This window comes from Hydrogenophaga sp. T66 (genome assembly GCF_057219855.1).
Genome location: NZ_JBXVVX010000001.1, coordinates 1,551,370 through 1,577,824, shown reverse-complemented (window position 1 = coordinate 1,577,824; position 26,455 = coordinate 1,551,370). Strand labels below are relative to the sequence as shown.

Sequence of the window (26,455 nt, the reverse complement as noted above, 5' to 3'; positions counted from 1 at the left end):
TAACAGCGCCGCCAAACGCCATGTCCGCCTGGGTCCTGCCGGATCACATCGCCGATGTCTTGCCCTCCGAGGCGCGCCACATCGAAGAACTGCGTCGCAGCCTGCTCGACACCGCCCGCTGCCACGGGTACGAGCTGGTGATGCCGCCGCTGATCGAGCACCTTGAGTCCCTGCTCACCGGCACCGGCGAAGCACTGGACCTTCACACCTTCAAACTGGTCGACCAACTGTCGGGCCGCACGCTGGGCCTGCGCGCCGACAGCACGCCCCAGGTCGCCCGCATCGACGCCCACCTGCTCAACCGGCGCGGCGTGGCGCGCCTGAGCTACTGCGGCCCGGTGGTGCATACCCGGGTGGACCGGCCGTCGGCGAGCCGGGAGCCACTGCAGTTCGGGGCGGAGATTTACGGCCACGGCGGGCTGGAAGCCGATCTGGAAGTGATCGAGCTGGCGCAGGCGTGCCTGCGCAGCGCCGGGCTGAATGACCTGGTGCTGGACCTGGCGGATGTGCGCGTGATCGACGCGGTGCTGGCGCCGGTGTCTCTGCCACCGGCGACGGTGGCGCGCGTGCATGCGGCGCTGGCCGCCAAGGACGCGGCCACGCTGGCGGCGCTGGCGCGCGACCTGCCGGCCGCCGTGGCCCGGGACCTGGCGGCGCTGCCCCGTCTGTTCGGCGATGCGTCGGTGATCGACGAGGCGCGCCGTGTGCTCAGCCCGTCCCCCGCGCTGCACGCAGCCCTGGACAGCCTGCGCTGGTTGGCCGACCACGTGGTTGGCCTGAGCGTCTCGATTGACCTTGCCGACCTGCGCGGCTACGCGTATTACACCGGTGCGCGCTTCGCCCTGTTTGCGCGGGACGCCCTGGGCCCGGCCACCGATCTCGTGCGTGGCGGCCGGTACGACGAGGTGGGCGCGGTCTTCGGCCGCAAGCGACCCGCGGTCGGCTTCAGCCTGGACATCAAGGAACTGGTGGCCGCTGTCAGCCCCCGGCCGCTCGTGGCCGCAATCCGCGCCCCCTGGGGCAACGACCCCGGGCTGCGCGAGGCCGTGGCGGCGCTGCGCCGCGATGGCCACACCGTGGTGTGTGCCCTGCCGGGGCACGACCACGAAGTCGATGAATTCCATTGCGACCGAGAGCTCGTGCCCGATGCGGCCCGGCCGGGCGCGTGGACCGTCTGTAATCTCTGACTGGAAACCGTGATGAGCAACAAAGGCAGCGCCGCGACGCCCGGGCGCAACGTGGTGGTGGTCGGCACCCAATGGGGTGACGAGGGCAAGGGCAAGCTGGTGGACTGGCTGACCGAAACCGCCCAGGGCGTGGTCCGCTTCCAGGGAGGACACAACGCGGGCCACACGCTGGTGATCAACGGCGTCAAAACCGCGCTGCACCTGATCCCCAGCGGCATCATGCGGCCCGGCGTGAAGTGCTACATCGGCAATGGTGTGGTGCTGTCGGTGGGCAAGCTGTTTGAGGAAATCGCGGGCTTGGAGAAAGCGGGCGTGGAAGTCCGCTCGCGGCTGCGCGTGAGCGAGGCTTGCCCGCTGATCCTGCCTTTTCACGCGGCGCTGGACATCGCCCGCGAGGCGGCGAAGGTCAAGGCCGGCACCGAGAAGATCGGCACCACCGGCCGCGGCATCGGGCCGGCCTACGAAGACAAGATCGCGCGCCGAGCCCTGCGCGTGCAGGACCTGAAGTACCCCGAGCGCTTCGCCACCAAGCTGCGCGAGCTGCTTGACCTGCACAACCACGTGCTGACCACCTGGCTGCACTCGGCGGAGATGGTCTGGGACGACAAGATCGCGGCCTACATGAAGGACGGCGCCATCCAGTTCGAGCCGGTGTACGCCGAGGCCATGCAGCAGGCGGAGCAGCTCAAGCCGATGATTGCCGACGTGTCGCGTGAACTCAACGAGGCCAACCGAGCCGGCGCGAACCTGCTGTTTGAAGGCGCGCAGGGCACCCTGCTCGACATTGACCACGGCACCTACCCCTTCGTCACGTCGAGCAACTGCGTCGCCGGCAACGCCGCCGCGGGCGCGGGTGTGGGCCCGCAGCTGTTGCACTACGTGCTGGGCATCACCAAGGCCTATTGCACGCGCGTGGGCGGCGGCCCGTTCCCCACCGAGCTCGATTGGGAGAAGGAAGGCACGCCGGGCTGGCACATGTCCACGGTGGGGGCGGAGAAGGGCGTGACCACCGGCCGCGCCCGCCGCTGCGGCTGGTTCGATGCCGCGCTGCTCAAGCGCTCGGCCCAGGTCAACGGCCTGTCGGGCCTGTGCATCACCAAGCTCGACGTGCTCGATGGCCTGCCCGAGCTGAAGCTGTGCGTCGGCTATGAACTCGATGGCGAGCGGATCGATATCCTGCCCATGGGCGCGGACGAGATCGCCCGCTGCACACCCATCTACGAAACCATTCCGGGCTGGACGGACAGTTCGGTGGGCGTGACGCGTTACGAAGATCTGCCGGCCAACGCGCGCCTGTACCTTCAGCGCATCCAGGAGACCACCGGCGTGCCGATCCATGTGATCTCCACCAGCCCCGATCGCGACCACACGATCCTGCTGCACCACCCGTTCCGCGGGTAAGTCCGCTTGGGCGCTCGCGTCTGTCTGCTCACACTCACCCGAACCCCCGATCCGGAGTCCGCATGCTCACCGAAGACGGCAAACATCTCTACGTTTCCTACGACGAGTACCACAACCTGATCGAGAAGCTGGCCATCAAGGTGCACCAGTCGGGCTGGGCGTTCGACACCATCCTGTGCCTGGCGCGCGGCGGCATGCGGCCGGGTGACATCCTCTCGCGCATCTTCGACAAGCCGCTGGCCATCATGTCGACCAGCTCGTACCGGGCCAACGCCGGCACGCAGCAGGGCAACCTGGACATCGCCCGTTACATCACGACGCCCAAAGGCGAGATCGCCGGCCGTGTGCTGCTGGTCGACGACCTGGCCGATTCCGGTCACACGCTCAACGCCGTGATCGGACTCCTCAAGAACAACTACCCGCCGATCACCGAATTGCGCAGCGCTGTCATCTGGACCAAGGCCATTTCGACGTTCACGCCCGATTACTCGGTGGAGTTCCTGCCCACGAACCCCTGGATCCACCAGCCCTTCGAGAGCTACGACAGCCTGCGACCGGCCCAGTTGCTGGACAAGTGGAAGGTCTGAGCGCGTTGCGCCGCTTCGCCGCATGACGCCTCCCGACGACCAGCGCCCCGACTGCACGCCGGGCCTGAGCACGGCCCTGATCCATCACGCCTACCGCCCACCCGCTGGGTTCGAGGCGGTCATGCCGGGCGTGTACAAGGCGTCCACGGTGGTGTTCCCGGACGTCCACGCGCTGCGCACCAACGACTGGAAAGACAAAAGCGGCTACACCTACGGCCTGCACGGCACACCCACCACCTTCACGCTCGAGGAGCGCATCGCCACCCTGGAAGGCGGCCGCTTCTGCGTGCTTGCCCCCAGCGGGCTGTCGGCGCTCACGCTGGTGGACATGGCCTTCTTGCGCCAGGGCGACGAAGTCCTGTTGCCGGACAACGCGTACGGTCCGGGCAAGGCGTTTGCCGCGGGAGAACTCGCCCAGTGGGGCATCACCCACCGCTTCTACGACCCGATGAACCCGGCCGATTTCGCGGCGCGGATTTCGCCGGCGACGCGGCTGGTGTGGCTGGAGGCGCCGGGCTCGATCACCCTGGAGTTTCCCGATGTGCCGGCGCTGGTGGCGGCGGTGCGGGCCGCGAACGCCGGGCGCGAGCGGCCCATCGTGACCGCGCTGGACAACACCTGGGGCGCCGGGGTGGCGTTCAAGGCCTTCGATCTCGGCGTGGACGTGTCCATGCAGGCGCTGACCAAATACCCCAGCGGCGGGGCCGACGTCCTGATGGGCTCGGTGGTCACCCGCGACGAGGCGCTGCACCGGGCGGTCCTGCTCTGCCACATGCGGCTGGGCCTGGGTGTGGGGGCCAACGACGCCGAACTGGTGCTGCGCGGGCTGCCGTCGATGGCCCTGCGCTACGCGGCGCAGGACGCGACCACCCGTGCCCTGGCGCAGTGGCTGCAACCCCGACCGGGCGTGGCGCGTGTGTTCCACCCGGCCTTGCCCGACTCGCCCGGTCACGACGCCTGGCGGCGCGATGCCCACGCCGCGGCCTGCCTGGTCAGCGTCGCCTTCGAGCCGAACATCGCCCAGCAGCGGATCGACGCGTTTTGCAACGCCTTGCGCCGCTTCCGCCTGGGGTGGAGCTGGGCGGGCCCGATCAGTCTGTGCGCGCCGTACCACCTGCCCGCCATCCGGACGCTGGGTTGTGTGGCGCCCGGCGGGCTGGTACGCTTCGCCGTCGGCCTGGAGTCGCTCGAAGACCTGCAGGCCGATCTGGAACAGGCCTGGCACCTTCTGCTGACCTGACCCCCATTCCTTTCTCGAAAGACCCCTTTGGCCACTCCGAACTACGGCTACGAAAAACGGCAGCGTGAGCTGGCGAAGAAGCAGAAGAAGGAGGAGAAGGCCCGCGAGCGCGCGGCGCGCCGCCAGGGCGATGGTCAGCCGGCCGACGGCAGTGAGTCGCCTGAGGCGGGTGACAGCGCCTCGGGCTCGGATGGCCCGGCGGGCGACGGCGGCGGCAACTGAGGCCACCGGGCTTCGTCAGCCCCGCGTGCCCTCAGCGGCGAGCATCCGCCGCGCTGTCGCGCGCAGCGAAGCTTCCCCACGATCGCTCAAGGCGCAGGGCAAGGCCTGCGGGTACTGGCTGAAGTTGCGGCGGATGGACGCGGCGTACACCGGGTCGTAATGCAGCAGGAGCAGGTCGCGCACCACGCCGGCCACGTCACCCGACCTCACGCGCCCGATCCAGCCGTTCACCACCTCATGGCCCTTGAGTTCGACCAGGGCGGCCAGGCGCTGGCAGAACAGGTCGGCGTCCTTGACGAAGTGGTCGTAGTCCTCCATCAACAGCGCCACGCGTTCATCATCCGGCAGCTGCAGGTCGATGCACGGGCTCGCGCGCATGGCATCGATCAGCGCATCCGGCACGCGCACGTTGCCGACCTTTTTGCTTTCGCTTTCCACGTACACGACCCGACCGGGCTCGAGCCCGCGAAGCGCCGCCCACACCAGGGTGTCGAAATGCTTCTGGCTGGGTTGGGGCTGGCCCGGCAGGTGGCCGAGCACCGAACTGCGGTGACAGGCCAGCGCCTCCAGGTCCAGCACCTGCGCCCCTTCCGCTGCCAGGGCCTGCAGCAGGCGGGTTTTGCCGCTGCCGGTGGGGCCGCAGACGACCCGGAACTGCAAGCGCGCGGCCAGCGCCGGCAGCTCATCGAGCAGGGCGGCGCGCCAAGCCTTGTAGCCGCCGTCGACGAGCGTGACCTGAAAGCCAATGGCGCCGAGGATGGTGGCCAGCGCCCCGCTGCGGTTGCCGCCGCGCCAGCAATACACCAGTGGGCGCCAGCCGCGCGGCTTGTCGATCACCTCGCGCTCGATGTGGGCCGCGATGTTGCGGGCCGACAGGGCCGCGCCGCGCTTCTTGGCCTCAAAAGCGTTGACCTGCTTGTACATCGTGCCGATGGTGATGCGTTCGGCGTTGTGGAGCGTGGGCCAGTTGACCGCGCCCGGCAGGTGGTCGAGGGCGAACTCGTCTTCGGTGCGCGCGTCGATCACCGCGTCGAAATCGGCCAGCCGCGCCAGCGCCTGGGCGGCATCCATCGTCTGTACAGGCATCGGGCGATTATCGCGGCCGCAGCAGCGGGCGCAGCAGCGGCCACACGTTGTCCAGCATGATCGGTTGGGCGCGCGCGTTGGGGTGGATGCGGTCGGGCTGGAACAACTCGGTCGGGTCGGCCCGGTCGGCCACCCCTTTCAAGAAGAAGGGCAGCAGCGCGGCCCGCTCGGCCTGGGCCACGTCCTGGAACACGGCGCGGAAGTCGGCGGCGTAGCGCGCGCCGTAGTTGGGGGGCATTTCCATGCCCAGGATCAACACCCGGGCCCCGGCGTCGCGCGCGGCGCGGGTCATGGCGGTGAGGTTGTCGCGCGTGGTGCTCAGCGGGAGCCCCCGCAGCGCGTCGTTGCCGCCCAACTCGATCACCACCACGGCGGGACGGTGCTGGCGCAGCAGGGCCGGCAGGCGCGAGCGACCGCCGGCGGTGGTGTCGCCGCTGATGCTGGCGTTCACCACGCGCGCCTGAACTTTTTCGCGCGCCAGCCGCTCTTCCAGCAGGGCCACCCAGCCCTGGCCGCGGCCCAGGCCGTATTCGGCGCTGAGCGAATCGCCGACGATGAGCACGAGCGGCGCGCCGTCCGCCGCGTGGGCCGCGGGGGCAATGGCGAGGCCGGCAAGGCCCAGCAGCAGGGCGGCGCTACAGTGGCGGCGATTCATGGAGAAAGCAAACGGCATGTCGGACATCATGATTGCGGTGGAACACGTGTTCAAGTCGGTGACCGACTCGACCGGCACGCTGACCATTCTGCGGGATATCGATTTCACCCTGCGGCGCGGTGAGACGGTGGCGATCGTCGGAGCGTCGGGTTCGGGCAAGAGCACCTTGCTCTCGCTGATCGCCGGCTTGGACACGCCCAGCCAGGGAACGGTTCGCCTGGATGGGCAGGATTTGTTCGCCCTCGACGAAGACGACCGTGCCGCCTTGCGCGCGCAAAAAGTCGGCTTTGTCTTTCAGAGCTTCCAGCTGTTGGCCAACCTCACGGCGCTGGAGAACGTGATGCTGCCCCTGGAGCTGGCCGGCCGGCGGGATGCCCGGGCGGCCGCCACTGCGATGCTCCAGCGTGTGGGGCTCGGGCAGCGCCTCAACAGCTATCCCAAGGTGCTTTCGGGCGGCGAGCAGCAGCGCGTGGCCCTGGCGCGGGCCTTCGTCGTGCAGCCGGCGGTGCTGCTGGCCGACGAGCCGACCGGCAGCCTCGACTTCGCCACCGGTGAGCACGTGATGTCGCTCATGTTTGAACTCAACCGCGAGCAGGGCACCACGCTGGTGCTGGTGACCCACGACCGCGGCATCGCGCAACGCTGCGAGCGGCGCATCACGATCGCCGCCGGCGAGGTCGCGTCGATCGAAGGCGCGCCGGCCTGAGGCTCGCGCCGGCCGGGCGGGGATAATCCCCGCATGTCCGATTCCCACATGCCGCCGACCGCCGCCAAGGTGCTGTTCGGCTTTCACGCCGTGGGCGTGCGCCTGAAGACGGCGCCGGCCTCGGTGATCGAGGTCTACATCGACGCCACCCGTCGTGACGCCCGGATGCGGCAGTTCATCGACCGCGCGCGCGAAGCGGGCGTTCGCCTGATCGAAGCCGACGCGCCGCGCATTGCCAAACTCGCCGGGAGCCACGGCCACCAGGGCGTGGCCGCGCGTGTGCATCCGGTGGCGCAGGCGCGCTCGCTGGACGATGTGCTGGACCGGCTCGATGCGGCCGGTGAGGCGCCACTGCTGCTCGTGCTGGACGGCGTGACCGACCCGCACAACCTTGGCGCTTGCCTGCGCGTGGCCGACGGGGCCGGCGCCCACGCCGTGATCGCGCCCAAGGACCACGCCGCCGGCATCAACGCCACGGTGGCCAAGGTCGCCAGCGGTGCGGCCGAAACCATGCCGTATTTCATGGTCACCAACCTCGCGCGCACCCTGGGTGAACTCAAGGAGCGCCACATCTGGGTCATCGGCACCAGCGACGATGCCCCCCGCAGCGTGTACCAGGCCGACCTGAAGGCGCCGGTGGCGCTGGTGCTCGGGGCCGAGGGCGCGGGCATGCGGCAGCTCACCCGCAAGACCTGCGACGAGCTGGTGAGCATCCCCATGCGCGGCGCGGTGGAGAGTCTCAACGTGTCGGTGGCCAGCGGCGTGTGCCTGTACGAGGCGCTGCGCCAGCGCGGTTGATCCGCTCCCACCCCCGCGCCGTCCACCCCCCCGCCCGAACCTCCGAGCGTCACCCATGGCCCACATCCCTCTCGTCCGAACCGGCCTGCTGGCCCTTGCCGTGCTCGCGGTCGGCTGCACGCAGGAACAACAAAACAAGATCAGCCGCGACATCCAGAACTGGACCGGCTCCAACGGCGTGCTGGAGGTCTATGCGGGCGACAAGCTGGTGCGCCGCTTTCTGAAGATCGACAAGATCAGCACCGCGCTCGGCACCGACGACGGCAAACCCCGCGCTTACCGCTACGGCTACGGCGTGCTGGACGAAAACCTCAACTTCGAAGCCGATCCGGGCGAGAAGAAGGTGTATTTCGAGATCAGCGATTACACCAATTCGGTGTTCTTCGAAAACCCGCGCTGAGCTGGCCGCGGCTCACACCCAGCCGGCCGCACCCGACACCGCCCCGGCGCCGATGAGCCAGAGCAGGTGCAGTTTCGTGCGCCACACGACCAGCGCGGTCGCTGCGGTGAGCAACCACAACCCGGCGTCGCGCGCCGGGTCGTCGTGCACGGCGATCAGCAGCCAGCCGGTGGCAATCAGCAAGGCCAGCACGATCGGCGCGAGGCCGGCCTTGAACGCCCGCACCGCGCGGCGCTGGCGGTGTTGGTGGGCCCAGCGGGTGGCGGTGTAGGTGAGCAGCGACGAGGGTATGAGGATGGCGGTCAGGGTGACGGCCACGCCCAGCAGGCCCAGTGACCACGCAAAGAGGCCCGACCCGCCGCCCGCATTGAGGCCGACCTGCAGGCCCAGCAAGGCCACAAACAGGACATTGGGCCCTGGCGCGGCTTGCGACAGCGCAATCGACGCGTTGAACTGGCTGTCACCGATCCATGCGTGCTGCACGACCAGGTAGCGGTGCAGGTCGGGCGCCACGGTGATCGCGCCGCCGACGGCCAGCAGCGACAGCAGCAGGCATTGGCCGAACAGCGCCCCCCAGGCCGCCAGGCTCGGGTCCATCGCGGTGATGCCGCTCACGCCGCCGACTCCTGCCCGGGGCGCAGCCGCCACCAGGCCCAGCCCCATCCCACCGCACCCAGCGCCGGAAGCACGACGATCAGTGGCCAGCGCAGCAGTCCGACCGACACCCACGCGGCCACCGCCAGCGCAGCGCAGGCGGTCCGTCCCATGGGGTTGTGGGCCAAGGCCGCCATCAGCTTGATTCCGGTGGCCAGGATGAGGCCGGCCGACACCGCACCCATGCCGCGCAGCGCGCCCTGGGCCAGCGGGTGGTCAGCCACCTGGGCAAACAGCGCGGCCAGCACCAGCAGCACCGCTAGGGGGGCGCACAACATGCCGGCCAGGGCGGCCAGCGCACCCCGCCAGCCGAAATGTCGCCCGCCGATCATCATGGACAGGTTGACCACATTGGGCCCGGGCATGATCTGCGCGACCGCCCAGTCCTCGATGAATTGCGCCGGCGTGAGCCAGCGGCGGCGCTCGACCAGCTCGCGCTGCACCACCGCGAGCACGCCGCCAAAGCCCTGAAGCGCCAGCGCCGTGAAGGCCAGGAACAGCGCCCGGCAGGACGCGGGGCGCTCGGGCGTGTCGGCCTCGTCGCGCGTGTTCACCTCAGCCGCCGGCGAGCATGGCGCGCACGGCAGCGGTCGTGAGCGGCTTGGTGACGAAGCCCTGAATGATCGGCAGGCTGGCCGCGCGCTCGCGATCGCTGGGCGCGTCGGAGGACGTCAACATCACCAGCACGGTGGTCGGTTTGCCGTCGAGCAAGGGGGTGGCCTGCGCCGCGACCTCGAAGCCGTCCAGCGCGGGCATGTTGATGTCCAGGAAGATGCAGGTCGGCACGGTGAGCGCGTCCTGACGCAGGAAGGCGAGGGCGTCCTGGCCGGTCTCGAAGATGCGCAGCTCGCCGGTGAAGCCGGCGCGGCGGATCATGATCTCGTGGAACACGTTGTCGGCTTCGCTGTCGTCGATCAGGATGAAGCGCTCGGGGATGCGGGGCACAGGGGTCATGGTGTGATGGGCAGGGCGTCGGCCGCCGGCAGATGCAGGGTGAACACGCTGCCCGAGCCCGGCCGGGACGCCACGGTGAGGTGGCCGCCGTGCAACTCGGCGATGCGCAGGCAGATGGACAGCCCCAGGCCGGAGCCGTCGTAGACCTGGCGGGGATGCAGCCGGGTGAACATGTCGAAGATCCGGGCCTGATGGTCGGCGGAGATGCCGATGCCATTGTCCTCGACGTGCAGGAGGTGGTGGGTGGGCGTGCGTTCGGCCCAGACCCGCACCCGCGGCACTTGTCCGGGGGTGACGAATTTCAGGCCGTTGACGATCAGGTTCTGCAGCGCCACGCGCAGCAGCGAGGCGTCGCCGCGCACCACCGGCAGGGGCGCCTGGTCGATGTGGCCCCCGCTGCGGCGAAGGGCGGCGTCCAGATCTGCCACCACCTCGGTCACCACGCGGTCCAGCGGCACGGGATCGCGCGCCAGATCGCCCTGGTCGAGCCGCACATAGCCCAGCAGGTCGTCCAGCAGCGCCGCCATGCGCCGGCCGCCGGCGCGCACGAAATCGAGGTAGCGGTGCGCGGCGTCGGGCAGCTCGTGGCGGTGGTCTTCGTCGAGGAGCAGGCTGAAATTGTTGATGGTGTTGATCGGCTCGCGCAGGTCGTGGGAGAGGATCTGGATGAAACGCTGGAGTTCGGCGGTTTTGCGCTCGAGCGCGGCGACGGTGTCCTGCAGACGTGTCTCGTTGCGCTTGAGGGCCTCGATGTCGTGGGCGCGCATCACGACGCCAGCCACGAGTCCACGGGCATCGCGGACCGGCAGCAAGGCCACCTCCATGTGGCGCGCGCCGAGCGCTGGGTAGACCGCCACCCGTTCGTAGAAGACCGGCTCGCCGTCCATCGCGCGGCGCAGGTTCGGGTTCACCAGATCGCGGTAGGTCTGCGGGTCGAGGTGCTCATCCACGCGCCGCCCAATGACGTCCTCGCGGCGCAGGCCGTGGTAGTCGAGGTAGGTCTGGTTGACGTGCAGGTACACGTGGTTGCGGTCGATGTAAGCCTGCAGGTCGAGCCCGGCGGTGGCCATCGCGGCGAGCTGTTCGGTGCGTTGGCGGGCGTCGGCCTCGGCCTGCGCGCTGAGGCGGGCCCGGTCGCGTTCGTGTTCGATCAGCGTGATGACCAGCCGCGACAGGCGTCGCAGGCTTTCAATCTGGGCCTCGTTGAGGTGTCGGGCTTGCTGGTCGATGACGCACACGGTGCCCAGCGGCAGCCCGTCGTCGGTGACGATCGGGGCGCCGGCGTAAAACCGGACCTCGGGGTCGCCCGCGACAAAGGGGTGGTCGCGGAATCGTTCGTCTGCCTGCAGGTCTTCGACCACCATCACGGTGTTGGGCTGAAGAATCGCGTGGGAGCAGAACGCGAGTTCGCGGGGGGTTTCGGCCATGTCCACGCCGATGCGCGACTTGAACCACTGGCGGTCGCGGTCGATCAGGGTGACCAGCGCGATCGGTGTCCCGCAGATGGCCTGCGCCAGCGCCGAGATGTCGTCGAAGGCCTGCTGGGGCAGGGTGTCGAGGATGCCGAGGCCCTTCAGGCGGGCCAGCCGGCGGTCCTCATCGGCGGGAACGGGGGGAATCAACATGCGATCACAAAAGTGATCACAGGTTGTAACACACGCCCCTCGCGCTGGATGCCCCACGCGGGCGGGACGTGAGGCCTGCCGCAGCGCGAGGGGCCGCACGCGGCGTCGGGGCCACAGGCGCGTGATGGCCGTCACACGGCCGTCGTCCCTCTGGCGCGCCGCCTCACACCGACATGCCGCCCGAGACCTCGATCACCGCGCCGTTGACGTAACTGGCGTCGTCGCTGGCGAGGAAGGCGTAGACGCTGGCGATTTCCTCGGGTTGCCCGAGCCGGCGCAGGGGCACGCGGCTGGCCATGTCGCCAATCACCTTGTCCGGGATGGTGTCGAGGATCGGGGTGGCGATGAAGCCCGGCGCGACCGCATTGACGCGGATGCCTTTCGGTCCCAGCTCGCGGCTCCAGGTTTTGGTGAAGCCGATCACGCCGAATTTGCTGGCGGCGTAATTGGTCTGGCCGTAGTTGCCGTAGATGCCAACCACGGAGGAGGCATTGAGGATCACGCCATTGCCTTGCTCGACCATGATGTCCACCACCGCCTGGGCGCAATGAAACACGCCGCGCAAGTTGACGTCGATCACGCGGTCGAACTGCTCCAGCGTCATCTTCTGAAGCCGGGCGTCCTGCGTGATGCCGGCGTTGTTGACCAGCACATCGATGCGACCGTGGCGGGTGCGCACGGCCGCCACCACCGCGTCCACGGCCGCGCGGTCGGTCACGTCCAGCGCGTGGCCCTCCGCGGTCGCGCCGAGCGCCTGGCACTGCGCCACGGCCTCCGCCACCGCGTCGGCCCGGCGGTCGCAGGCCACCACCACCGCTCCCTCGCGGGCAAAGCGCAGGGCGGTGGCCAGGCCGATGCCCTGGGCCGCACCGGTGATCAGGCAGACGCGTTGTTCCAGTCGTTTCATGCCGCTGCTCCGGGTCAGTACTGCGGGCGGTGCTGGCGCAGCGCGTCTTCCACCCGGTCGCCGAGCGCAAAGCCAGGTCCGTGGGCGGCGGCCAGCTGAGCGCAGCGCGCCACAAACGCATCCACCCCCTGGCTGTAGATGAACTGCAGCGCGCCACCGGTCCAGGCCGGGAAGCCGATGCCGAAGATCGACCCGATGTTGCCGTCGTGCACCGTGGTCAGCACGCCCTCGGCCAGACAGCGCGCCGTCTCCACGGCCTGCCGGTACAGCAGGCGGTCCTTGATCGTGGTCACGTCCCAATGCACGCCGGGCTTCTCAAACCGCGTCTTCAGTTCCGGCCACAGATGCTTTTTCTGGCCGGTGGGGTAGTCGTAGAAACCGCCGCCCGCGGCGCGGCCCGGGCGGTTCAGCTCCTTGACCATGCGCTCCACCAGCAGCTCGCCGGGCGTGGCCGCGTACGCGCGCCCCTCGGCGGCAAAGTCGGCGCGGGTCTGGTCGAGCACATGGACCGACAGCGACAGCGCCGTCTCATCGAGCACGGCCAGCGGCCCCACCGGCATGCCGGCCTGCATGGCGGCGTTCTCGATCACCGCCGCAGGAATGCCTTCGCCCAGCATGGCCGCGCCCTCCATCACGAAGGTGCCGAAGGTGCGGCTGGTGTAGAAGCCCCGCGAGTCGTTCACCACGATCGGCAGCTTGCCCAGGGCCTGCACGTAGTCGTAGGCGCGGGCCACGGTGTCATCGTCGGTCTCGCGGCCGCGGATGATCTCCACCAGCTTCATCTTGTCCACCGGACTGAAGAAGTGGATGCCCACGAAGCGCGCCGGATCGCGGCTGGCGCTGGCCAACCCGGTGATCGGCAGGGTCGAGGTGTTGCTGGCGAAGAATCCCCCCGGCGCAAGCTGCGGCTCGGCCTCTTGCGTGACGCGGGCCTTGAGCTCGCGGTTCTCGAACACCGCTTCGATGATCAGCTCGCAGCCGGCGAGGTCCGCGGCGCTGGTGGTGGGTGTGATGCGGTCGAGCAAGGCCTTCTGGTCGTGCGGGCTCAGGCGGCCTTTGTCGACGCGCGGCTGCGTGAGCTTGACGCTGTAGCCCTTGCCTTTCTCGGCCTGCTCCAGGCTCACGTCCTTCAGCACCGTGGCGATGCCGCGGCTGGCTTGCGCGTAGGCGATGCCCGCACCCATCATGCCGGCACCCAGGATGCCGACCTTCTGGGGCTTGAAGCGCGCCGCGCCCGCCGGGCGGGAACTGCCGCTCTTGATCGCGTTCATGTTGAAGAAGAACGTGTTGATCATGTTCTTCGCCACCGGGCTCACGATCAGGCCGGCGAGATACCGGCTTTCGATGCGGGTGGCCGTGTCGTAGTCCACCATGGCGCCCTCGACCATGGCCGCCAGCGCGGCTTCTGGCGCGGGGTACAGGCCGCGGGTCTTCTGCTTGAGCACCGCCGGCGCCACGCTCAGCATGCCGGCCAGCTTCGGGCTGGACGGCGTACCGCCCGGCAGCTTGAAGTCCTTCTCATCCCACGGATGGCGCGCCTGCGGATGGGCCTCAATCCACGCCAGCGCCGCCGCCCGCAGCTCGCCGGCCGATGCCACCAGCTCGTGCACCAGACCCAGATCGCGGGCCTGCCGCGGGTTGAACAGCTGGCTCTCCAGGATGTAGGGCTGCGCGCCCATCAGGCCCAGCAGGCGGACCATTTTGGTGATGCCGGTGGCGCCGGGAATGAGGCCCAGCGTGATCTCCGGCAGGCCAAGCTGGATCTTCGGGTCGTCCACCGCGACGCGGTGGTGGCCCACGAGCGCCACTTCCCAGCCGCCGCCCAGCGCTGCGCCGTTGATGCAGCTCACCACCGGCACGCCCAGCGTCTCCAGCGTACGGAAGTTCTTCTTGGTTTGTTCGATTTCGCCGAACACGCGGGCCGCGTCGGCGGCCTGCAGCCGCATCGTGCCCTTGAGGTCGGCGCCGGCGAAGAAGGTGGACTTGGCCGAGGCCAGCACGATGCCGCGGATCGCAGCCCGGTCGGCCACCACCTGCGCAACCGCCGCGGTGAGGTCGCGCTGCCAGTCGGCGCACATCGTGTTGACCGGCGAGCCGGGCTCGTCGAAGGTGAGGGTGGCGATGCCGTCGGCGAGTTCGTAGCGGATGGTTTTCATGGTGTCCCTTCAGGTCCGCTCGACGATGGTGGCGATGCCCATGCCGCCGCCCACGCACAGCGTGGCCAGCCCGTAGCGCAGCTGCCGGCGGTGCAGTTCGTCGATGAGGGTGCCCAGAATCATGGCGCCGGTGGCGCCCAGCGGATGGCCCAGCGCGATGGCGCCGCCGTTGACGTTGACCTTGTCGTGCGGCACACCCATCTCCTTCATGAACTTCATCGGCACCGCGGCAAAGGCTTCGTTGACCTCGAACAGGTCGATCTGGTCGACGGTGAGGCCGGCCTTCGCGAGGGCCTTGCGGGCCGCCGGCATGGGGCCGGTGAGCATGATGGTCGGGTCGGCGCCAGACAGCGCGACCGACACGATGCGGGCCCGCGGCGTGAGTCCGTGGGTGCGCCCCGCGGCCTCGTTGCCCACCAGCACCGCCGCCGCGCCGTCCACGATGCCCGAGGAGTTGCCCGCGTGGTGCACATGATGGATGCGCTCAACCTGCGGGTAGCGCTGCAGCGCCACCGCGTCGAAGCCCAGGGCCCCGAGTTGCTCGAAGGCGGGTTTGAGGGAGGCGAGCCCCTCCCGCGTGGTGTGGGGCTTGATGAACTCGTCTTCGGCGAGGATCGTCTGGCCCAGGAAATCGGTCACGGGCACGACCGAGCGGCTGAAATGGCCGGCGGCCCGCGCGGCGGCGGCCCGGCGCTGGGACTCCAGCGCGTAGGCATCCACGTCCTCGCGCGTGAAGCCTTCCAGCGTCGCGATCAGGTCGGCGCCGATGCCCTGGGGCACGAACAGCGTGGCGCTGTTGGTGGCCGGGTCCTGCGCCCACGCGCCGCCGTCCGACCCGATGGGCACCCGGCTCATGCTCTCCACACCGCCGGCCACCACCAGGTCTTCCCAGCCGCTGGCCACCTTCATGGCAGCGAGGTTGACCGCTTCCAGCCCGGAGGCGCAGAAGCGGTTGATCTGCACGCCGGCGCAGCGCCAGTCCCAGCCGGCCTTCAGCGCCGCGACCTTGGCGATCACCGAGCCCTGTTCGCCGATCGGCGACACCACGCCCATGACCACGTCGTCCACCGCGCCGGTGTCGAAGCCGTGGCGCTGTTGCAGGGCGGTGAGGGTGCCGGCCAGCAGGTCGATCGGCTTGACTTCATGCAGGCTGCCGTCCTTCTTGCCTTTGCCGCGCGGCGTGCGCACGGCATCGAAAACGAATGCGTCGGTCATGGGTATCTCCGGGGGTGGGCGGGATGCGCGAAGCAGTATAGACTTTTTACCAAGCAAATGCTTTGCGAAAATACCCGAACGTTTCTTTCCTCCCCCCGCACCCAGGTGACACCCATGATTGACCGCACCCTGTTCTCGCCCGACCACGAGGGCTTTCGCGACAGCTTCCGCCGCTTCGTCGAGAAGGAGATCGCTCCCTTCCACGACGCCTGGGAAGAGCAGGGCTATGTGGATCGCGAGGTCTGGCGCAAGGCCGGCGAGAACGGGTTTCTCTGCATGACCATGCCCGAGGCCTATGGCGGCGCCGGGGCCGATCGCCTGTATTCGGTGGCGCAGATGGAGGAGATCGCCCGCGCGGGCGTCAGCGGCATCGGCTTTGGACTGCACAGCGAGATCGTGGCGCCGTACGTGTTGCACTACGGCACCGAAGCGCAGAAGCAGCACTACCTGCCCCGGCTGGCCACCGGCGAGATGGTCGGTGCCATCGCGATGAGTGAACCGGCCGCCGGCAGCGACCTGCAGGGCGTGAAGACCACCGCGCTGCGCCAGCCCGACGGCAGCTACCTGCTCAACGGCAGCAAGACCTTCATCACCAACGGGTGGCACGCCGACCTGGTCATCGTGGTGGCCAAGACCGATCCGGCCGCCGGCGCCAAAGGCACCAGCCTGTTTCTGGTGGAGCGGGGCATGCCCGGGTTCAGCAAGGGCAAGCGCCTGAAGAAGCTCGGCATGAAGGCGCAGGACACGTCCGAGCTGTTCTTCGACAACGTGCGCGTGCCGGCAGAGAACCTGCTGGGCGGCGCGGCGTTCGAGGGCAAAGGCTTCATCTGTCTGATGGAGCAGCTGCCCTGGGAACGGCTGCAGATCGCGATTGGCGCGGTGGCCGCGGCGCAGGCCGCGATCGACTGGACGGTGCAGTACGTGCGCGACCGCAAGGTGTTCGGTCAGCCGGTGGCGGCCTACCAGAACACGCGCTACACCCTCGCCGAGCTGCAGACCGAGGTGCAGGTAGCGCAGGTGTTTGTGGACAAGTGCTGCGAACTGGTCTGCCAGGACAAGCTCGACACCGCCACCGCCAGCATGGCCAAGTACTGGTGCAGTGACCTGCAGTGCAAGGTGATGGACGAGTGCGTGCAGCTGCACGGCGGCTACGGCTACATGTGGGAATACCCGATCACCCGGGCCTACGCCGACGCCCGCGTGCAGCGCATCTACGGCGGCACCAACGAGATCATGAAGGAGGTGATCTCCCGCGGCATGGGCCTGGGCGGTCGCTGATCGCCCAGACCCAGCGGCCTCAGCGGCGGGCGGCCGCTTCGCCCAGACGCCGCCCCAGCGAGATCGCATAAGGCGCCGGTCGCGCATTGAGCACCGGGTCGGCCGAGGGCTTGATGCCCGCCGGCAGCGCCAGCGGGTTGAAGGTGATGCCGTCGCAGGCGCCGCCCGCGCCCGGGGCCACGCTGTCGATGACGAGCTGGCCCACCGGCACCGTCTGCCGGGAGGCTGGCCATTCCACGGTGGGGTCGGTCAGGTTGTCGCCGGCCTCGGCCAGCTGCAGCTTCATGTCGAACACCACCGCGCCGCGGGCGACCCGCTCGCGCAGCTCGCCAGCCAGGAAGTCGTCGGGCAGGCTTTTGATCTGCTCGTCGGTGAGACCGAGCACACCCGCCACCGGCACAAACTGCCAGCGCGCGAAGCGGCTGCTGCCGTTGGCCGCGACGAACTCAAACGCGTTGACGCCCCAGTAGTTGACCGCGCCGTAGCTGGCGGGCACCGGCGCCTGCGCCAGGTAGGCGCCCTGGCGCGTGGTTTCGGGGTTGGCGGCGTTGAAGGCTTTGAGCTTCTCGGCGTCGGGTTTGCCGGTGGCGGGATCGGCGGTGCGCGCCTGCACGAAGGGGGCGAACTGCTCGGGTCGCGCCACAAAGAACACCGGGGCCGAGATGTTGGCCATCTGCCAGGTCTCACCACCGGGCAGCTGAAAACTCAGGGCCAGCCCGCGCACGGTCTTGCCCTTGTCGCTGGCCTTCGGGTTGCCGCCGCCGACCGAGAAACGCGCCACCACCGGCACGCGTTCGCCGCTGAAGGCGCTGGCGCGGCTCAGGCTGCGGCCCACCGCGTTGCCCACGAAATGACCGGCCGCGCACACGCCTTTGGCGCCCGACCGGCGCGAACCCGGCTGGGCGCCGGCCAGCCCCTCCAGCGCATTGACTTGGGCCTCGGCCGCGTTTGTCTGGGCGTGGGCTGCGGAGGGTGTGACGGACAGCGAGAGCGTGGCCAGCAAAGCGGCGACGGCGGCGGCAGCGGGAAGCAGGGAAGGCATGGGGTTCTCCGAAAAGGTGGCCGGCGCACGGTGCGCCGGCTGGTGGGTGGTCGGCCCGGGCCACCGGTTCTTACAGAAGCGCGGCCCTGGGGGTATCGGCGCGCGTCGCTGCCTAGCATGCGCCGCAGGAGACCCCACCCACCGCACCGAGGGCCGCGCCGTGAAAAACGTCGACATCCGTCAACTGGCGCTCTGGTGCGCCTTGATCGACACGCAGAGCCTGACGCTGGCCGCCCAGCGGCTGGCCGTCACCCCGTCTGCCGCCAGCCAGGCGCTCGCGCGCTTGCGGACCCTGATGGGCGACGCCCTGGTGGAGCGCCGCGGTGGACGCTACGAACTCACTCCCTACGGTGAAGCGGCGATTGGCCCGGCCCGGCAGATCGTGGCGTTGTGGCAAGGCATGGGACGGGTGGCTCAACCTCCCGACCTGGCGGACTGCCGGGTCGACTGGGTGCTGGTGCGCGACGCCGCGCTGTCGGGCTGGCAACTCGCCCGCGCCCTGGCCGAGTGCAGCGCGGTGGCGCCGGGCCTGCGGGTGGAGGTCAAGGCGGTCGGGGCCGGCGCGTGCTTCGCCGACGCCCTGGGCGAAGGTCGGGCTGACCTGGCGCTGGGTCTGGGCGGCCCGGCGGAGACCCCGGTGGGGATCGAGCGCTGCACCTTGGGCACGCTGGCCTGGACCCACTGTGTACTGGCCGTCGATCACCCGCGCATCGATGGCACCCTCACGCTGGCGCGCTACCTGGCCGAGGAGCACCTCGTCTGGCACGACCGGCTGGACCCCATCGATGCCGCGCTCACGGCCGCCGGCGTGGGCCCGCGCCGCACCCGGCGCGTGGACAGTTGGCCCACGGCCGCCGAGCTTCTGGCCCACACCGGACGCTTGCTGACCACCCACGCCGGCGAGGCGCAGCGCATGTTGGCGTGGTCGCCCTCGCTGCGTTGCCTGCCGCTGCCGCGCGAGGTGGTGTCGCCGGCGCTGCCGCTGCATCTGGCCTGGCACCGCCGCTGGCAGGCCGATCCGGTGCATCGCTGGCTGCGCGAGCGGCTGACGGACGCACTGCGCCCGCCGCCGGTCACGGTGGCGGGAGTGTGAGCGCGCTGTCGACGGCCAGGTCGGCCGGGACCTCGAAGTCCGCGAGGACGATCACCCGGCCGTCGTCCGCATCCTCGCGCAGGGCGCGCTGCAGGGCGCGCGTGGACGGGGCATCGAGGGCGGCGAAGGGCTGATCGAGGCACACGATCGCGGCGCCGCTGGCCAGCCCGGCGGCCATCAGGGCCTTACGCCGGCTGCCGGTGGACAGCATGGCCAGGGTCTTCTCGAGATGTGGCCTGAGGGCGAGCGCGTCGACCAGGGCCTGCCAACGGTCGTCGTCACCGCCGGGCCAGCGCCGCCGCAGGTCGGCCCACACGGCGCCTGGCGTCCGGGCGTCCGTGGCGTCGTCGTGGACCAGGGCCTGCGGATCGTGGAGCCACACCGACCCGGAAGGCACACGCTCGACACGACCGCCCGACGGCTCCAGCCGGCCCGACAGCAGCCTCAGCAGCGTGGTCTTGCCGCAGCCTTCGTCGCCGGTGATGGCGTGCAGGCCCGGCCCCCAGTCGACGCTGAGGGGCCCCAGACGGGGCCCGTGCGGGCCGTCGAAGCGCAGGTCGGTGGCGGTCAGGCGGGGGGCTGATGGCACGTCACAAACCCACGCGGTAACGCAGGCCGCGGTGGTTGAGCACGGCCGACTGCTTTTCGATCGCTTCCAGCCGCAGCCCCGGCGCGATCTCATCGCCCTCTTGCAGCACCTGCCCGTTGACGATGAGGGTGCGCAGGGCCGCCCGTTCGCTGTAGGTGCTGCCGGTGACGTTGACCGGCGGCAGGGCCGCGCGCTGCTCGGCCGTGAGGTCGGTGAACGCGAGGATGGCCGGCGGTACCCCGGGCTGGGCGACGGGCGCGCCAGCGGCCGCGCGCGCGGGCGCCGCCGAGACGGACGCCGGCGCGGCCGGGGGCGGGGACGCGACCGGCGCAACCAGGGGGGCGAGGATCGGGGGCGGGGCCGCCACGCGGTGGGGGGGCTCGGTCGCGGGAGTGATGGCGGCTGTCGTGGGCGGGCGGTCGGCCGGGGTCGGCGCGGGGATCACCGCCGATCCGCTGTCGGTGGGGGGCGAGGCCGTGGGCCCGGTGTCCCGCGCCCAGAGCCACGCCGCCAGCGCCACCGCCACCAGCACGCCCAGCGCCCCAGCGACGGCCACCGCCTTCGGCGCGCCACCGCGCCGGGGCTGCCGGGCCGTCGACCGGGAGGCCGGTGCGGCGAGGGTGTGGCGCGTGTGCACGCCGGGGGCCTGTCCTTGCTCGCGTTCGGCGTCGGCCCGCCGCAGGGCATCGAGGATGTAGGACATGGGCGCTCAGCGGGCGGTGCCGGTCAGCCGGGGTTCATCGACCCCGGCGGCGCGGTTGAGTTGCATGAAGGTGATGGGGCCGGCCGGTCCGCGGGCGTCGATTCCCTGGCTGCGCTGGAAGGCTTCCAGCCGCTCGGCGGTGGTCCGCGCGGTGGCGGGAATCGCCTGCCGGGCCTGCAGCGCCACCAGCTGCTGGGCGAGCCAGTCACCGGCGGCGCCGGTGCGCCCGTCGGTGAGCCGCCCGCGCTGGCCCGGGGGCAAGCGCCAGACGGTGGCGAAGTCGCCGCGCCAGGCGCGGGCAAAGTCGTCGCGGCGCACGCGCCAGGGGCCGTCGGCCGTCTGCAGCGTCACGGCCTCGGCATCCACGCCCGTCACCAGCGCAGCGCCTGACGCGGTTGCCTGGCGCAGGAGCACGATGCCGGGTCGTCCGAGCGCCATGAGGCCCTCCAGCGTCAGCCGGTCGGTGCGGTAGCACTGCAGCCCGGCCGCCAAGGCCCCGGTGCACGGGTCCCCGGCGCCAGGGTCCACCCGCCACGGACCCAGCAGCGCTCGCCAGGCCTGCGGGTCTTCGCTGCGCCACAGGCCGGTGGTGGGCACGGGGGACAGTGGCAACACCGCCGGCGCCGCGGGGAGCGCGGGCGCGCCGGGGCTCGGCGCCGGGCCGGGGGCCGGATCGGCTGGCGCCACGGGCAGGGCGGGCGCGGTGGCGGCCGGTGGGGAGGCCGGAGCGGCCACCACGGGCGCCGCCGGTGCCGATGGGCTTGGTGTCGGTGCCTGCGCGGGCGACTGGGTCGGTGTGTGGGTGCCGGTCGGCCCGGCGGTGCGCGGCAGCCACCAGGCCAGCGCCACGCCCGCGACGGCGAGTGCCACCGCGGCACCGCCGACCGCCCAGGTCCAGGGGCGCGCGGCGCGGGGGCAATCGCGCGACTCGCCAAACACCTCCAGGGCAGCTCGCTCCACGGTGGTCCGGTCGATGCGGGCCTGGCCTGCGCCATAGGCGCCCAGCATCGCCCGGTCGCACAGCAGGTTGATGCGGCGGGGCACGCCGCCGGTGAGCGCGTGGACGCGCTGCAGCGCCGCGGGCTCAAAGGGCAGCGGACCGCGCAGACCGGCCACGCGAAGGCGGTGTTCGATGTACTGGGTGGCCTCCGCCGGCGTCAGCGCACCGAGATGGAAGCGCGCGATCACCCGCTGGGCGAGCTGTTCCAGCTCCGGGCGCGCCAGCATGTCCCGCAATTCGGGCTGACCGATCAGCACGATCTGCAACAGCTTCTGCTCGTTGGTTTCCAGGTTGGTCAACAGGCGCAGCTGCTCCAGCACGTGGGGTGTCAGGTTCTGGGCCTCGTCAATGATCAGCACGTTGCGCTCACCGGCCCCGTGGCTGCGCAGCAGGTAGTCGTTGAGCGGTTCGATGTGGTCGCGCACCGTGGCCGGCCCGCCCGTGCTGGCCGCCACCGGAATCTGGAATTCCTGGCAGATGGAGCGCAGCAGGTCGCCCACCGTGAGCTTCGGGTTGAAGATGTAGGCCACCCGGCAGTCCGCCGGGATCTGCTGCAGCAGGCAGCGGCACAGCGTGGTCTTGCCGGTGCCGATGTCGCCGGTCAGAACCACAAAGCCGCCTCCCCCGCGCACGCCATACACCAGGTGCGCCAGCGCCTCCCGGTGGCGCTCGGTCATGTAGAGGTAGCGGGGATCCGGCGCGATGGTGAATGGCTCGTGCCGGAGCCCGAAGAAGGCGGCGTACATGGCGCGAAGCATAGCCGCCGCGCCAGTCCCCCGGCAACGCCGGGGCGCGGAGCGCTCAGGCGGCGAGCGCCATGGTGGTGCTGCCGTGGGCGTCGGGGGTGCCGACCGGGCGGTGGCCGGCGTGGCCGCCGGTGCCCGCGCGGGGTGCCGCCGTGGTGCCGCATTCGATGTCGCCGCTGAGCTGGCCGCCTTCTTCCACCACGATCTTGCCGTAGCGGATCCGGCCGGTCACCCGGCCGCTGGCGTGGATGACCAGCTTCTGGCGCACCGTGAGGTTGCCCTCGAACCGGCCCCGGATTTCCGCGATGTCGATCTCGGCCGAGCCTTTGAAGGCGCCCTGCTGTGCGATCTGGATGACCCGCGAATCCATGGTGGCCTCGACCGTGCCTTCGACCACCAGCGTGTCGCAGTCGGTGATCTCCACGCCCTTGAGCTTGATGTTCGGCCCCACCGTGAGCTTGCTGCCGCCGGTTTCCGGCGCACTCACGTCGGCGGTCGCCGCGACGGCCTCTGGCGCGGCCGGCGCCACCGTGGCGGCGGGCGGCGTGATGGTGCCCGGCGCCTGCCGCGGCACGGCTATGCCGGGGCTCAGGGTCTTGGGTTGGTCGAGTTCGCGTTTGCCGAAGTGCAGTGCCATGCGGAAGCTCCTTGTCGGAATGATTTCAGGAGCGGCCATGCTAGGCGCCACGGGGCTTACATTCGACCCGTGCCCGTAAGAGGGGTAACCAGTTGCACCCATCGGCGATCAGGGCTGGGACGGGCGGCGCGCCTCCAGCTCGCGGATCGCGGCGCGGGCCTCGTCGCCCTCGGGGATGGGGCGGCCGCTGTCGCGCCACTGCACCGCGGCCTTGAAACCCTCGGCCTGCGCGTAACGCCGGAACCACAGGCCCTCGGGGTTGTGTCGGGTGATGCCGTCGAAGACGGTGGCCAGGCTTTGACTCTGCTCCAGGCCCATCGTGAGCATCACCTGGTTGACCACCAGCTTGTGCATCGCCAGGTGCGAGCGCGGCACACCGGCGATGCGCTCGGCCAGGCGGCGCACCGCGTCGTCCAGCCGGTCGGCCGGCACGGCCTCGTTGGCCAGACCCCAGGCGGCGGCGGTGCGCCCGTCGATGACATCGCCGGTGAACATGAGCTGCTTGGCGCGCATCGGGCCCAGCCGGTAGGTCCACATGGCGGTCGTGGGGCAGCCCCACACGCGGGTGGGCATGTAGCCGATGCGCGCGTCCTCGGCCATCACCAGCAGGTCACAGCACAGGGCAATGTCGCTGCCGCCGGCCACCGCCGCGCCGTGCACCTGCGCGATGGTGGGTTTTGGGCTTTTCCACAGGCTCATGAAGTCGTCCGTGTTGCGTTTCATGAAGGCGTAGTCGTCCATCGGGTCCCAGGGGTGTCGCTCCTGCTGGCAGGGGTGATCGATGTCGCCCTCACCGAACTGCGAGAGGTCGTAGCCGCCGCAGAAGCCCTTGCCCGCGCCCTGCACGACGATCACATGGACCTGCGGGTCCTCGTTGGCCCACTCCACCGCCGCCCGGATCTCGCGCGGGGTCTGGTCGTTGATGGCGTTGAGGCGTTCGGGCCGGTTGAGCAGCAGCCGGGCGATGCGCGGGTTGGCCGGGTCGTGGTCGATGCGCAGGGTGCTGAAGGCGGGCATGGTGGTCTCCGGTGAGCGCGGCGAGCGCGGTGTGACGCATCCTAGTGCGCGCGAGGCCAGTCCGGGACCGCGGCGGCCCACCGAGGGATGACGTGGCGCCGCTTCGGGCCGCGGCACCGCGTGGGGCCGGCGCCCGGGCGCTGAATGACCACGGGCCCCTCGTGGCGGGGGGTGGGCGCCTAAAATCGCGGTCTCCCGACGCACTCCCCGCCGCCCATCGTGGGTCCGCGCCTGCCCATGAACGCCCCCATCGACGTCTCCTTCTTCCCGCGCGCTGCCAAGCCGATCACCAGCTACCGGCCGTATTGGGCCAAGCGCTTCGGCACCGCGCCGTTCCTGCCGATGAGTCGCGCCGAGATGGAGGCGCTGGGCTGGGACAGCTGCGACATCATCATCGTCACCGGCGACGCCTATGTGGACCACCCGAGCTTTGGCATGGCGGTCATTGGCCGGGTGCTGGAGGCGCAAGGCTTTCGCGTAGGCATCATTGCCCAGCCTGACTGGACCAGCGCCGAACCGTTCAAGGCCCTGGGCAAGCCCAACCTGTTCTGGGGCGTGACCGCGGGCAACATGGATTCCATGATCAACCGGTACACCGCCGACCGGAAGATCCGCAGCGACGACGCCTACACGCCCGGCGATGTCGGCGGCAAGCGCCCCGATCGCGCCGCCATCGTCTACAGCCAGCGCTGCCGCGAAGCCTACAAGGACGTGCCGATCATCCTGGGCGGCATCGAAGGCAGCCTGCGGCGGATCGCCCACTACGATTACTGGAGCGACAAGGTGCGCCGCTCCATCGTGGTGGACAGCAAGTGCGATCTGCTGCTGTATGGCAACGCCGAGCGCGCGCTGATCGAGATCGCCCACCGCCTCGCGGCCCGGGTCCCGGTGGAAGCGATCACCGATGTGCGCGGCACCGCCTTCGTGCGCCGACCCGGTGATCCCACGGCCGAGGGCTGGGTCGAGATCGACTCGACCGAGGTCGACCAGCCCGGCCCGGTGGAAGCCCACCTGAATCCCTACCTCACCACCAGCGAACAGGCCCAGGCCCAGGGGCAGTCCTGTTCGAAAGACGAGCCGGCCAGCGATGCATCGACGCCCGCGCCGCAGGGCGGTGCCATCCAGCCGCTGACGTTTCTGCCGAATCCGGCGCTGCAGGGCAAGGGCAAACGCCCGCCGCGCGAGCGCACCGTGATCCGCCTGCCGAGCTATGAGCAGGTGAAGGCCGACGCGGTGCTGTACGCCCATGCCAACCGGGTGTTGCACGTGGAGGCCAACCCGGGCAACGCGCGCGCGCTGGTGCAGGCGCACGGCGAAGGCGCAACCGCCCGCGACGTGTGGATCAACCCGCCGCCGATCCCGCTGACCACGGCGGAGATGGACCATGTGTTCGACCTGCCGTATGCGCGCAGCCCGCACCCGGCCTACGCCGACGAGCACGGTCGCCACGACGGGCCGACCAAGATTCCCGCGTGGGAGATGATCCGCTTCAGCGTGAACATCATGCGCGGCTGCTTCGGTGGCTGCACCTTCTGCTCCATCACCGAGCACGAAGGCCGCATCATCCAGAGCCGCTCCGAAGACTCCATCATTCGCGAGATTGAGGACATCCGCGACAAGGTGGAGGGCTTCACCGGCGTGGTCAGCGACCTGGGTGGCCCCACGGCCAACATGTACCGCCTGGGGTGCCGCACGCCCGAGATCGAGGCCGCCTGCCGCAAGCCCAGCTGCGTCTACCCGGGCATCTGCCCGAACCTCACCACCGATCACGGCCCGCTGATCAAGATCTACCGCCGCGCCCGCGAACTGCGCGGCATCAAGAAGGTGCTGATCGGCTCCGGTCTGCGCTACGACCTGGCCATCAAGAGCCCCGAATACGTCAAGGAACTGGTGCAACACCACGTGGGTGGCTACCTCAAGATCGCGCCGGAGCACACCGAGGGCGGTCCGCTGTCGAAGATGATGAAGCCCGGCATCGGGAGTTACGACCGGTTCAAGCAGCTTTTCGAGAAATTCAGCGAAGAAGCCGGCAAGAAGCAGTATCTGATCCCGTACTTCATCGCCGCCCACCCGGGCACCAGCGACGAAGACATGATGAACCTGGCGCTCTGGCTCAAGCGCAACGGCTTTCGGGCCGACCAGGTCCAGACCTTCTACCCCAGCCCGATGGCCACCGCCACGGCCATGTACCACACCAGCCTCAACCCGTTGAAAGGCATTCACCGGGACGAGCGGGCCGAACGGGTGGATATCGTGCGCGGCGAGAAGCGCCGCCGCCTGCACAAGGCGTTTTTGCGCTACCACGACCCGAACAACTGGCCGCTGTTGCGCGAGGCGCTCAAGTCGCTCGGCCGCGCCGACCTGATCGGCAACGGCAAGCAGCACCTGATTCCCACCTTCCAGCCGGCCACCGACGGCGCCTACCAGAGCGCCCGCCGCAAGAACAGCACGCCGCCCAAAGGCCGCCTGCTGACGCAGCACACCGGACTGCCGCCGCGCGCCGGTCTCGCCGCGGCCAAGAAAAAGCGCTGAACAAAGGGCGGGCCGGGCGCGGAGC

General features: G+C 70.1%; 26 protein-coding genes. 11 read left to right on the top strand and 15 right to left on the bottom strand.

The features are described from left to right. The first annotated feature begins 20 nt into the window (after positions 1-20). From AC2D80_RS07270 to AC2D80_RS07250, 5 genes are all read left to right on the top strand, one after another. Positions 21-1,187: an ATP phosphoribosyltransferase regulatory subunit gene (locus AC2D80_RS07270; protein WP_484632303.1), complete on the top strand. Its 1,167-nt coding sequence runs from the start codon at positions 21-23 to the stop codon at positions 1,185-1,187. 12 nt (positions 1,188-1,199) lie between these two features. Then, on the top strand, positions 1,200-2,588 hold the full coding sequence (locus tag AC2D80_RS07265) for an adenylosuccinate synthase (protein ID WP_484632302.1): 1,389 nt from the start codon (positions 1,200-1,202) through the stop codon (positions 2,586-2,588). Between the two features lie 62 nt (positions 2,589-2,650). Then, positions 2,651-3,175, top strand: a complete 525-nt coding sequence (locus tag AC2D80_RS07260) for a phosphoribosyltransferase (protein ID WP_484632301.1) — start codon at positions 2,651-2,653, stop codon at positions 3,173-3,175. 22 nt (positions 3,176-3,197) lie between these two features. Next, positions 3,198-4,415: a PLP-dependent transferase gene (locus AC2D80_RS07255; RefSeq protein ID WP_484632300.1), complete on the top strand. Its 1,218-nt coding sequence runs from the start codon at positions 3,198-3,200 to the stop codon at positions 4,413-4,415. A gap of 27 nt (positions 4,416-4,442) precedes the next feature. Then, entirely contained in the window at positions 4,443-4,637 is a 195-nt protein-coding gene (locus AC2D80_RS07250; RefSeq protein ID WP_484632299.1) for a hypothetical protein, read from the top strand. A gap of 15 nt (positions 4,638-4,652) precedes the next feature. On the opposite strand, the gene mnmH is transcribed toward AC2D80_RS07250, so the two are convergent. Together mnmH and AC2D80_RS07240 are read right to left on the bottom strand one after the other, a co-directional pair. Beyond that, entirely contained in the window at positions 4,653-5,723 is a 1,071-nt protein-coding gene (mnmH, locus tag AC2D80_RS07245; protein ID WP_484632298.1) for a tRNA 2-selenouridine(34) synthase MnmH, read from the bottom strand. Between the two features lie 7 nt (positions 5,724-5,730). Next, a complete protein-coding gene (locus AC2D80_RS07240; RefSeq protein WP_484632297.1) occupies positions 5,731-6,378 on the bottom strand; it encodes an arylesterase in 648 nt (215 codons plus the stop codon). A gap of 16 nt (positions 6,379-6,394) precedes the next feature. Here AC2D80_RS07240 and AC2D80_RS07235 point away from each other — a divergent pair, with 16 nt between their 5' ends. The 3 genes from AC2D80_RS07235 to AC2D80_RS07225 are packed head-to-tail and all read left to right on the top strand — an operon-like array spanning position 6,395 to position 8,282. Continuing rightward, positions 6,395-7,084: an ABC transporter ATP-binding protein gene (locus AC2D80_RS07235; RefSeq protein WP_484632296.1), complete on the top strand. Its 690-nt coding sequence runs from the start codon at positions 6,395-6,397 to the stop codon at positions 7,082-7,084. A 33-nt stretch (positions 7,085-7,117) separates the two neighbouring features. After that, positions 7,118-7,882, top strand: coding sequence for a 23S rRNA (guanosine(2251)-2'-O)-methyltransferase RlmB (gene rlmB / locus AC2D80_RS07230; RefSeq protein WP_484632295.1), 765 nt, complete (start codon positions 7,118-7,120; stop codon positions 7,880-7,882). A 55-nt stretch (positions 7,883-7,937) separates the two neighbouring features. Continuing rightward, entirely contained in the window at positions 7,938-8,282 is a 345-nt protein-coding gene (locus AC2D80_RS07225; protein WP_484632294.1) for a hypothetical protein, read from the top strand. Positions 8,283-8,294: 12 nt separating this feature from the next. Here the strand turns inward: AC2D80_RS07225 and AC2D80_RS07220 are convergent, their stop codons facing one another. The 7 genes from AC2D80_RS07220 to AC2D80_RS07190 form a co-directional block, all read right to left on the bottom strand. Then, a complete protein-coding gene (locus AC2D80_RS07220; protein WP_484632657.1) occupies positions 8,295-8,879 on the bottom strand; it encodes a chromate transporter in 585 nt (194 codons plus the stop codon). Positions 8,880-8,893: 14 nt separating this feature from the next. Then, on the bottom strand, positions 8,894-9,490 hold the full coding sequence (locus AC2D80_RS07215; protein WP_484632293.1) for a chromate transporter: 597 nt from the start codon (positions 9,488-9,490) through the stop codon (positions 8,894-8,896). A 1-nt stretch (position 9,491) separates the two neighbouring features. After that, positions 9,492-9,890 (bottom strand): response regulator, encoded by a 399-nt coding sequence (locus AC2D80_RS07210; protein ID WP_484632292.1) that lies wholly within the window; start codon positions 9,888-9,890, stop codon positions 9,492-9,494. Next, entirely contained in the window at positions 9,887-11,515 is a 1,629-nt protein-coding gene (locus AC2D80_RS07205; RefSeq protein WP_484632291.1) for a sensor histidine kinase, read from the bottom strand. The genes AC2D80_RS07210 and AC2D80_RS07205 overlap by 4 nt, the downstream gene beginning before the upstream one ends. Before the next feature lie 163 nt (positions 11,516-11,678). After that, entirely contained in the window at positions 11,679-12,422 is a 744-nt protein-coding gene (gene fabG / locus AC2D80_RS07200; protein WP_484632290.1) for a 3-oxoacyl-ACP reductase FabG, read from the bottom strand. 14 nt (positions 12,423-12,436) lie between these two features. Further along, positions 12,437-14,578 (bottom strand): 3-hydroxyacyl-CoA dehydrogenase NAD-binding domain-containing protein, encoded by a 2,142-nt coding sequence (locus AC2D80_RS07195; RefSeq protein WP_484632289.1) that lies wholly within the window; start codon positions 14,576-14,578, stop codon positions 12,437-12,439. 9 nt (positions 14,579-14,587) lie between these two features. Beyond that, positions 14,588-15,793, bottom strand: a complete 1,206-nt coding sequence (locus AC2D80_RS07190; protein WP_484632288.1) for an acetyl-CoA C-acetyltransferase — start codon at positions 15,791-15,793, stop codon at positions 14,588-14,590. Between the two features lie 114 nt (positions 15,794-15,907). On the opposite strand from AC2D80_RS07190, the gene AC2D80_RS07185 reads away from it, so the two are divergent. Continuing rightward, positions 15,908-17,071: an acyl-CoA dehydrogenase family protein gene (locus AC2D80_RS07185; RefSeq protein ID WP_484632287.1), complete on the top strand. Its 1,164-nt coding sequence runs from the start codon at positions 15,908-15,910 to the stop codon at positions 17,069-17,071. 19 nt (positions 17,072-17,090) lie between these two features. Here AC2D80_RS07185 and AC2D80_RS07180 read toward each other — a convergent pair whose 3' ends face one another. Beyond that, positions 17,091-18,113: a catalase family peroxidase gene (locus AC2D80_RS07180; protein ID WP_484632286.1), complete on the bottom strand. Its 1,023-nt coding sequence runs from the start codon at positions 18,111-18,113 to the stop codon at positions 17,091-17,093. 160 nt (positions 18,114-18,273) lie between these two features. Between AC2D80_RS07180 and AC2D80_RS07175 the strand changes: the two genes are divergently transcribed. Next, positions 18,274-19,206, top strand: coding sequence for a LysR family transcriptional regulator (locus tag AC2D80_RS07175; RefSeq protein ID WP_484632285.1), 933 nt, complete (start codon positions 18,274-18,276; stop codon positions 19,204-19,206). On the opposite strand, the gene AC2D80_RS07170 is transcribed toward AC2D80_RS07175, so the two are convergent. The 5 genes from AC2D80_RS07170 to AC2D80_RS07150 form a co-directional block, all read right to left on the bottom strand. After that, positions 19,187-19,795 carry an ABC transporter ATP-binding protein gene (locus tag AC2D80_RS07170; RefSeq protein WP_484632284.1) on the bottom strand — a complete coding sequence of 203 codons (609 nt, stop codon included), beginning with the start codon at positions 19,793-19,795 and terminating at the stop codon, positions 19,187-19,189. The two genes, AC2D80_RS07175 and AC2D80_RS07170, sit on opposite strands and share 20 nt — an antisense overlap. A gap of 1 nt (position 19,796) precedes the next feature. Beyond that, a complete protein-coding gene (locus AC2D80_RS07165; RefSeq protein WP_484632283.1) occupies positions 19,797-20,498 on the bottom strand; it encodes a general secretion pathway protein GspB in 702 nt (233 codons plus the stop codon). 6 nt (positions 20,499-20,504) lie between these two features. After that, the gene (locus AC2D80_RS07160; RefSeq protein WP_484632282.1) at positions 20,505-22,244 is read right to left on the bottom strand and encodes an ExeA family protein; all 1,740 of its coding nucleotides are present in this window, start codon (positions 22,242-22,244) and stop codon (positions 20,505-20,507) included. Positions 22,245-22,299: 55 nt separating this feature from the next. Beyond that, a complete protein-coding gene (locus AC2D80_RS07155) occupies positions 22,300-22,881 on the bottom strand; it encodes a bactofilin family protein (RefSeq protein ID WP_484632281.1) in 582 nt (193 codons plus the stop codon). A gap of 108 nt (positions 22,882-22,989) precedes the next feature. After that, on the bottom strand, positions 22,990-23,898 hold the full coding sequence (locus tag AC2D80_RS07150; RefSeq protein WP_484632280.1) for a crotonase/enoyl-CoA hydratase family protein: 909 nt from the start codon (positions 23,896-23,898) through the stop codon (positions 22,990-22,992). A 237-nt stretch (positions 23,899-24,135) separates the two neighbouring features. Here AC2D80_RS07150 and AC2D80_RS07145 point away from each other — a divergent pair, with 237 nt between their 5' ends. After that, positions 24,136-26,430, top strand: coding sequence for a YgiQ family radical SAM protein (locus tag AC2D80_RS07145; RefSeq protein ID WP_484632279.1), 2,295 nt, complete (start codon positions 24,136-24,138; stop codon positions 26,428-26,430). Positions 26,431-26,455 lie beyond the last annotated feature (25 nt).

Excerpts from the sequence above, each read along its gene's own strand:
- AC2D80_RS07145 (WP_484632279.1), top strand. The coding sequence starts at position 24,136 with ATGAACGCCCCCATCGACGTCTCCTTCTTCCCGCGCGCTGCCAAGCCG.
- AC2D80_RS07255 (WP_484632300.1), top strand. The coding sequence starts at position 3,198 with ATGACGCCTCCCGACGACCAGCGCCCCGACTGCACGCCGGGCCTGAGC.
- AC2D80_RS07240 (WP_484632297.1), bottom strand. The coding sequence starts at position 6,378 with ATGAATCGCCGCCACTGTAGCGCCGCCCTGCTGCTGGGCCTTGCCGGC.
- mnmH (WP_484632298.1), bottom strand. The coding sequence starts at position 5,723 with ATGCCTGTACAGACGATGGATGCCGCCCAGGCGCTGGCGCGGCTGGCC.
- AC2D80_RS07265 (WP_484632302.1), top strand. The coding sequence starts at position 1,200 with ATGAGCAACAAAGGCAGCGCCGCGACGCCCGGGCGCAACGTGGTGGTG.
- AC2D80_RS07180 (WP_484632286.1), bottom strand. The coding sequence starts at position 18,113 with ATGCCTTCCCTGCTTCCCGCTGCCGCCGCCGTCGCCGCTTTGCTGGCC.
- AC2D80_RS07260 (WP_484632301.1), top strand. The coding sequence starts at position 2,651 with ATGCTCACCGAAGACGGCAAACATCTCTACGTTTCCTACGACGAGTAC.
- AC2D80_RS07235 (WP_484632296.1), top strand. The coding sequence starts at position 6,395 with ATGTCGGACATCATGATTGCGGTGGAACACGTGTTCAAGTCGGTGACC.
- AC2D80_RS07160 (WP_484632282.1), bottom strand. The coding sequence starts at position 22,244 with ATGTACGCCGCCTTCTTCGGGCTCCGGCACGAGCCATTCACCATCGCG.
- fabG (WP_484632290.1), bottom strand. The coding sequence starts at position 12,422 with ATGAAACGACTGGAACAACGCGTCTGCCTGATCACCGGTGCGGCCCAG.
- AC2D80_RS07185 (WP_484632287.1), top strand. The coding sequence starts at position 15,908 with ATGATTGACCGCACCCTGTTCTCGCCCGACCACGAGGGCTTTCGCGAC.
- rlmB (WP_484632295.1), top strand. The coding sequence starts at position 7,118 with ATGTCCGATTCCCACATGCCGCCGACCGCCGCCAAGGTGCTGTTCGGC.
- AC2D80_RS07270 (WP_484632303.1), top strand. The coding sequence starts at position 21 with ATGTCCGCCTGGGTCCTGCCGGATCACATCGCCGATGTCTTGCCCTCC.
- AC2D80_RS07225 (WP_484632294.1), top strand. The coding sequence starts at position 7,938 with ATGGCCCACATCCCTCTCGTCCGAACCGGCCTGCTGGCCCTTGCCGTG.
- AC2D80_RS07150 (WP_484632280.1), bottom strand. The coding sequence starts at position 23,898 with ATGCCCGCCTTCAGCACCCTGCGCATCGACCACGACCCGGCCAACCCG.
- AC2D80_RS07205 (WP_484632291.1), bottom strand. The coding sequence starts at position 11,515 with ATGTTGATTCCCCCCGTTCCCGCCGATGAGGACCGCCGGCTGGCCCGC.
- AC2D80_RS07155 (WP_484632281.1), bottom strand. The coding sequence starts at position 22,881 with ATGGCACTGCACTTCGGCAAACGCGAACTCGACCAACCCAAGACCCTG.
- AC2D80_RS07220 (WP_484632657.1), bottom strand. The coding sequence starts at position 8,879 with ATGGACCCGAGCCTGGCGGCCTGGGGGGCGCTGTTCGGCCAATGCCTG.
- AC2D80_RS07195 (WP_484632289.1), bottom strand. The coding sequence starts at position 14,578 with ATGAAAACCATCCGCTACGAACTCGCCGACGGCATCGCCACCCTCACC.
- AC2D80_RS07165 (WP_484632283.1), bottom strand. The coding sequence starts at position 20,498 with ATGTCCTACATCCTCGATGCCCTGCGGCGGGCCGACGCCGAACGCGAG.
- AC2D80_RS07210 (WP_484632292.1), bottom strand. The coding sequence starts at position 9,890 with ATGACCCCTGTGCCCCGCATCCCCGAGCGCTTCATCCTGATCGACGAC.
- AC2D80_RS07190 (WP_484632288.1), bottom strand. The coding sequence starts at position 15,793 with ATGACCGACGCATTCGTTTTCGATGCCGTGCGCACGCCGCGCGGCAAA.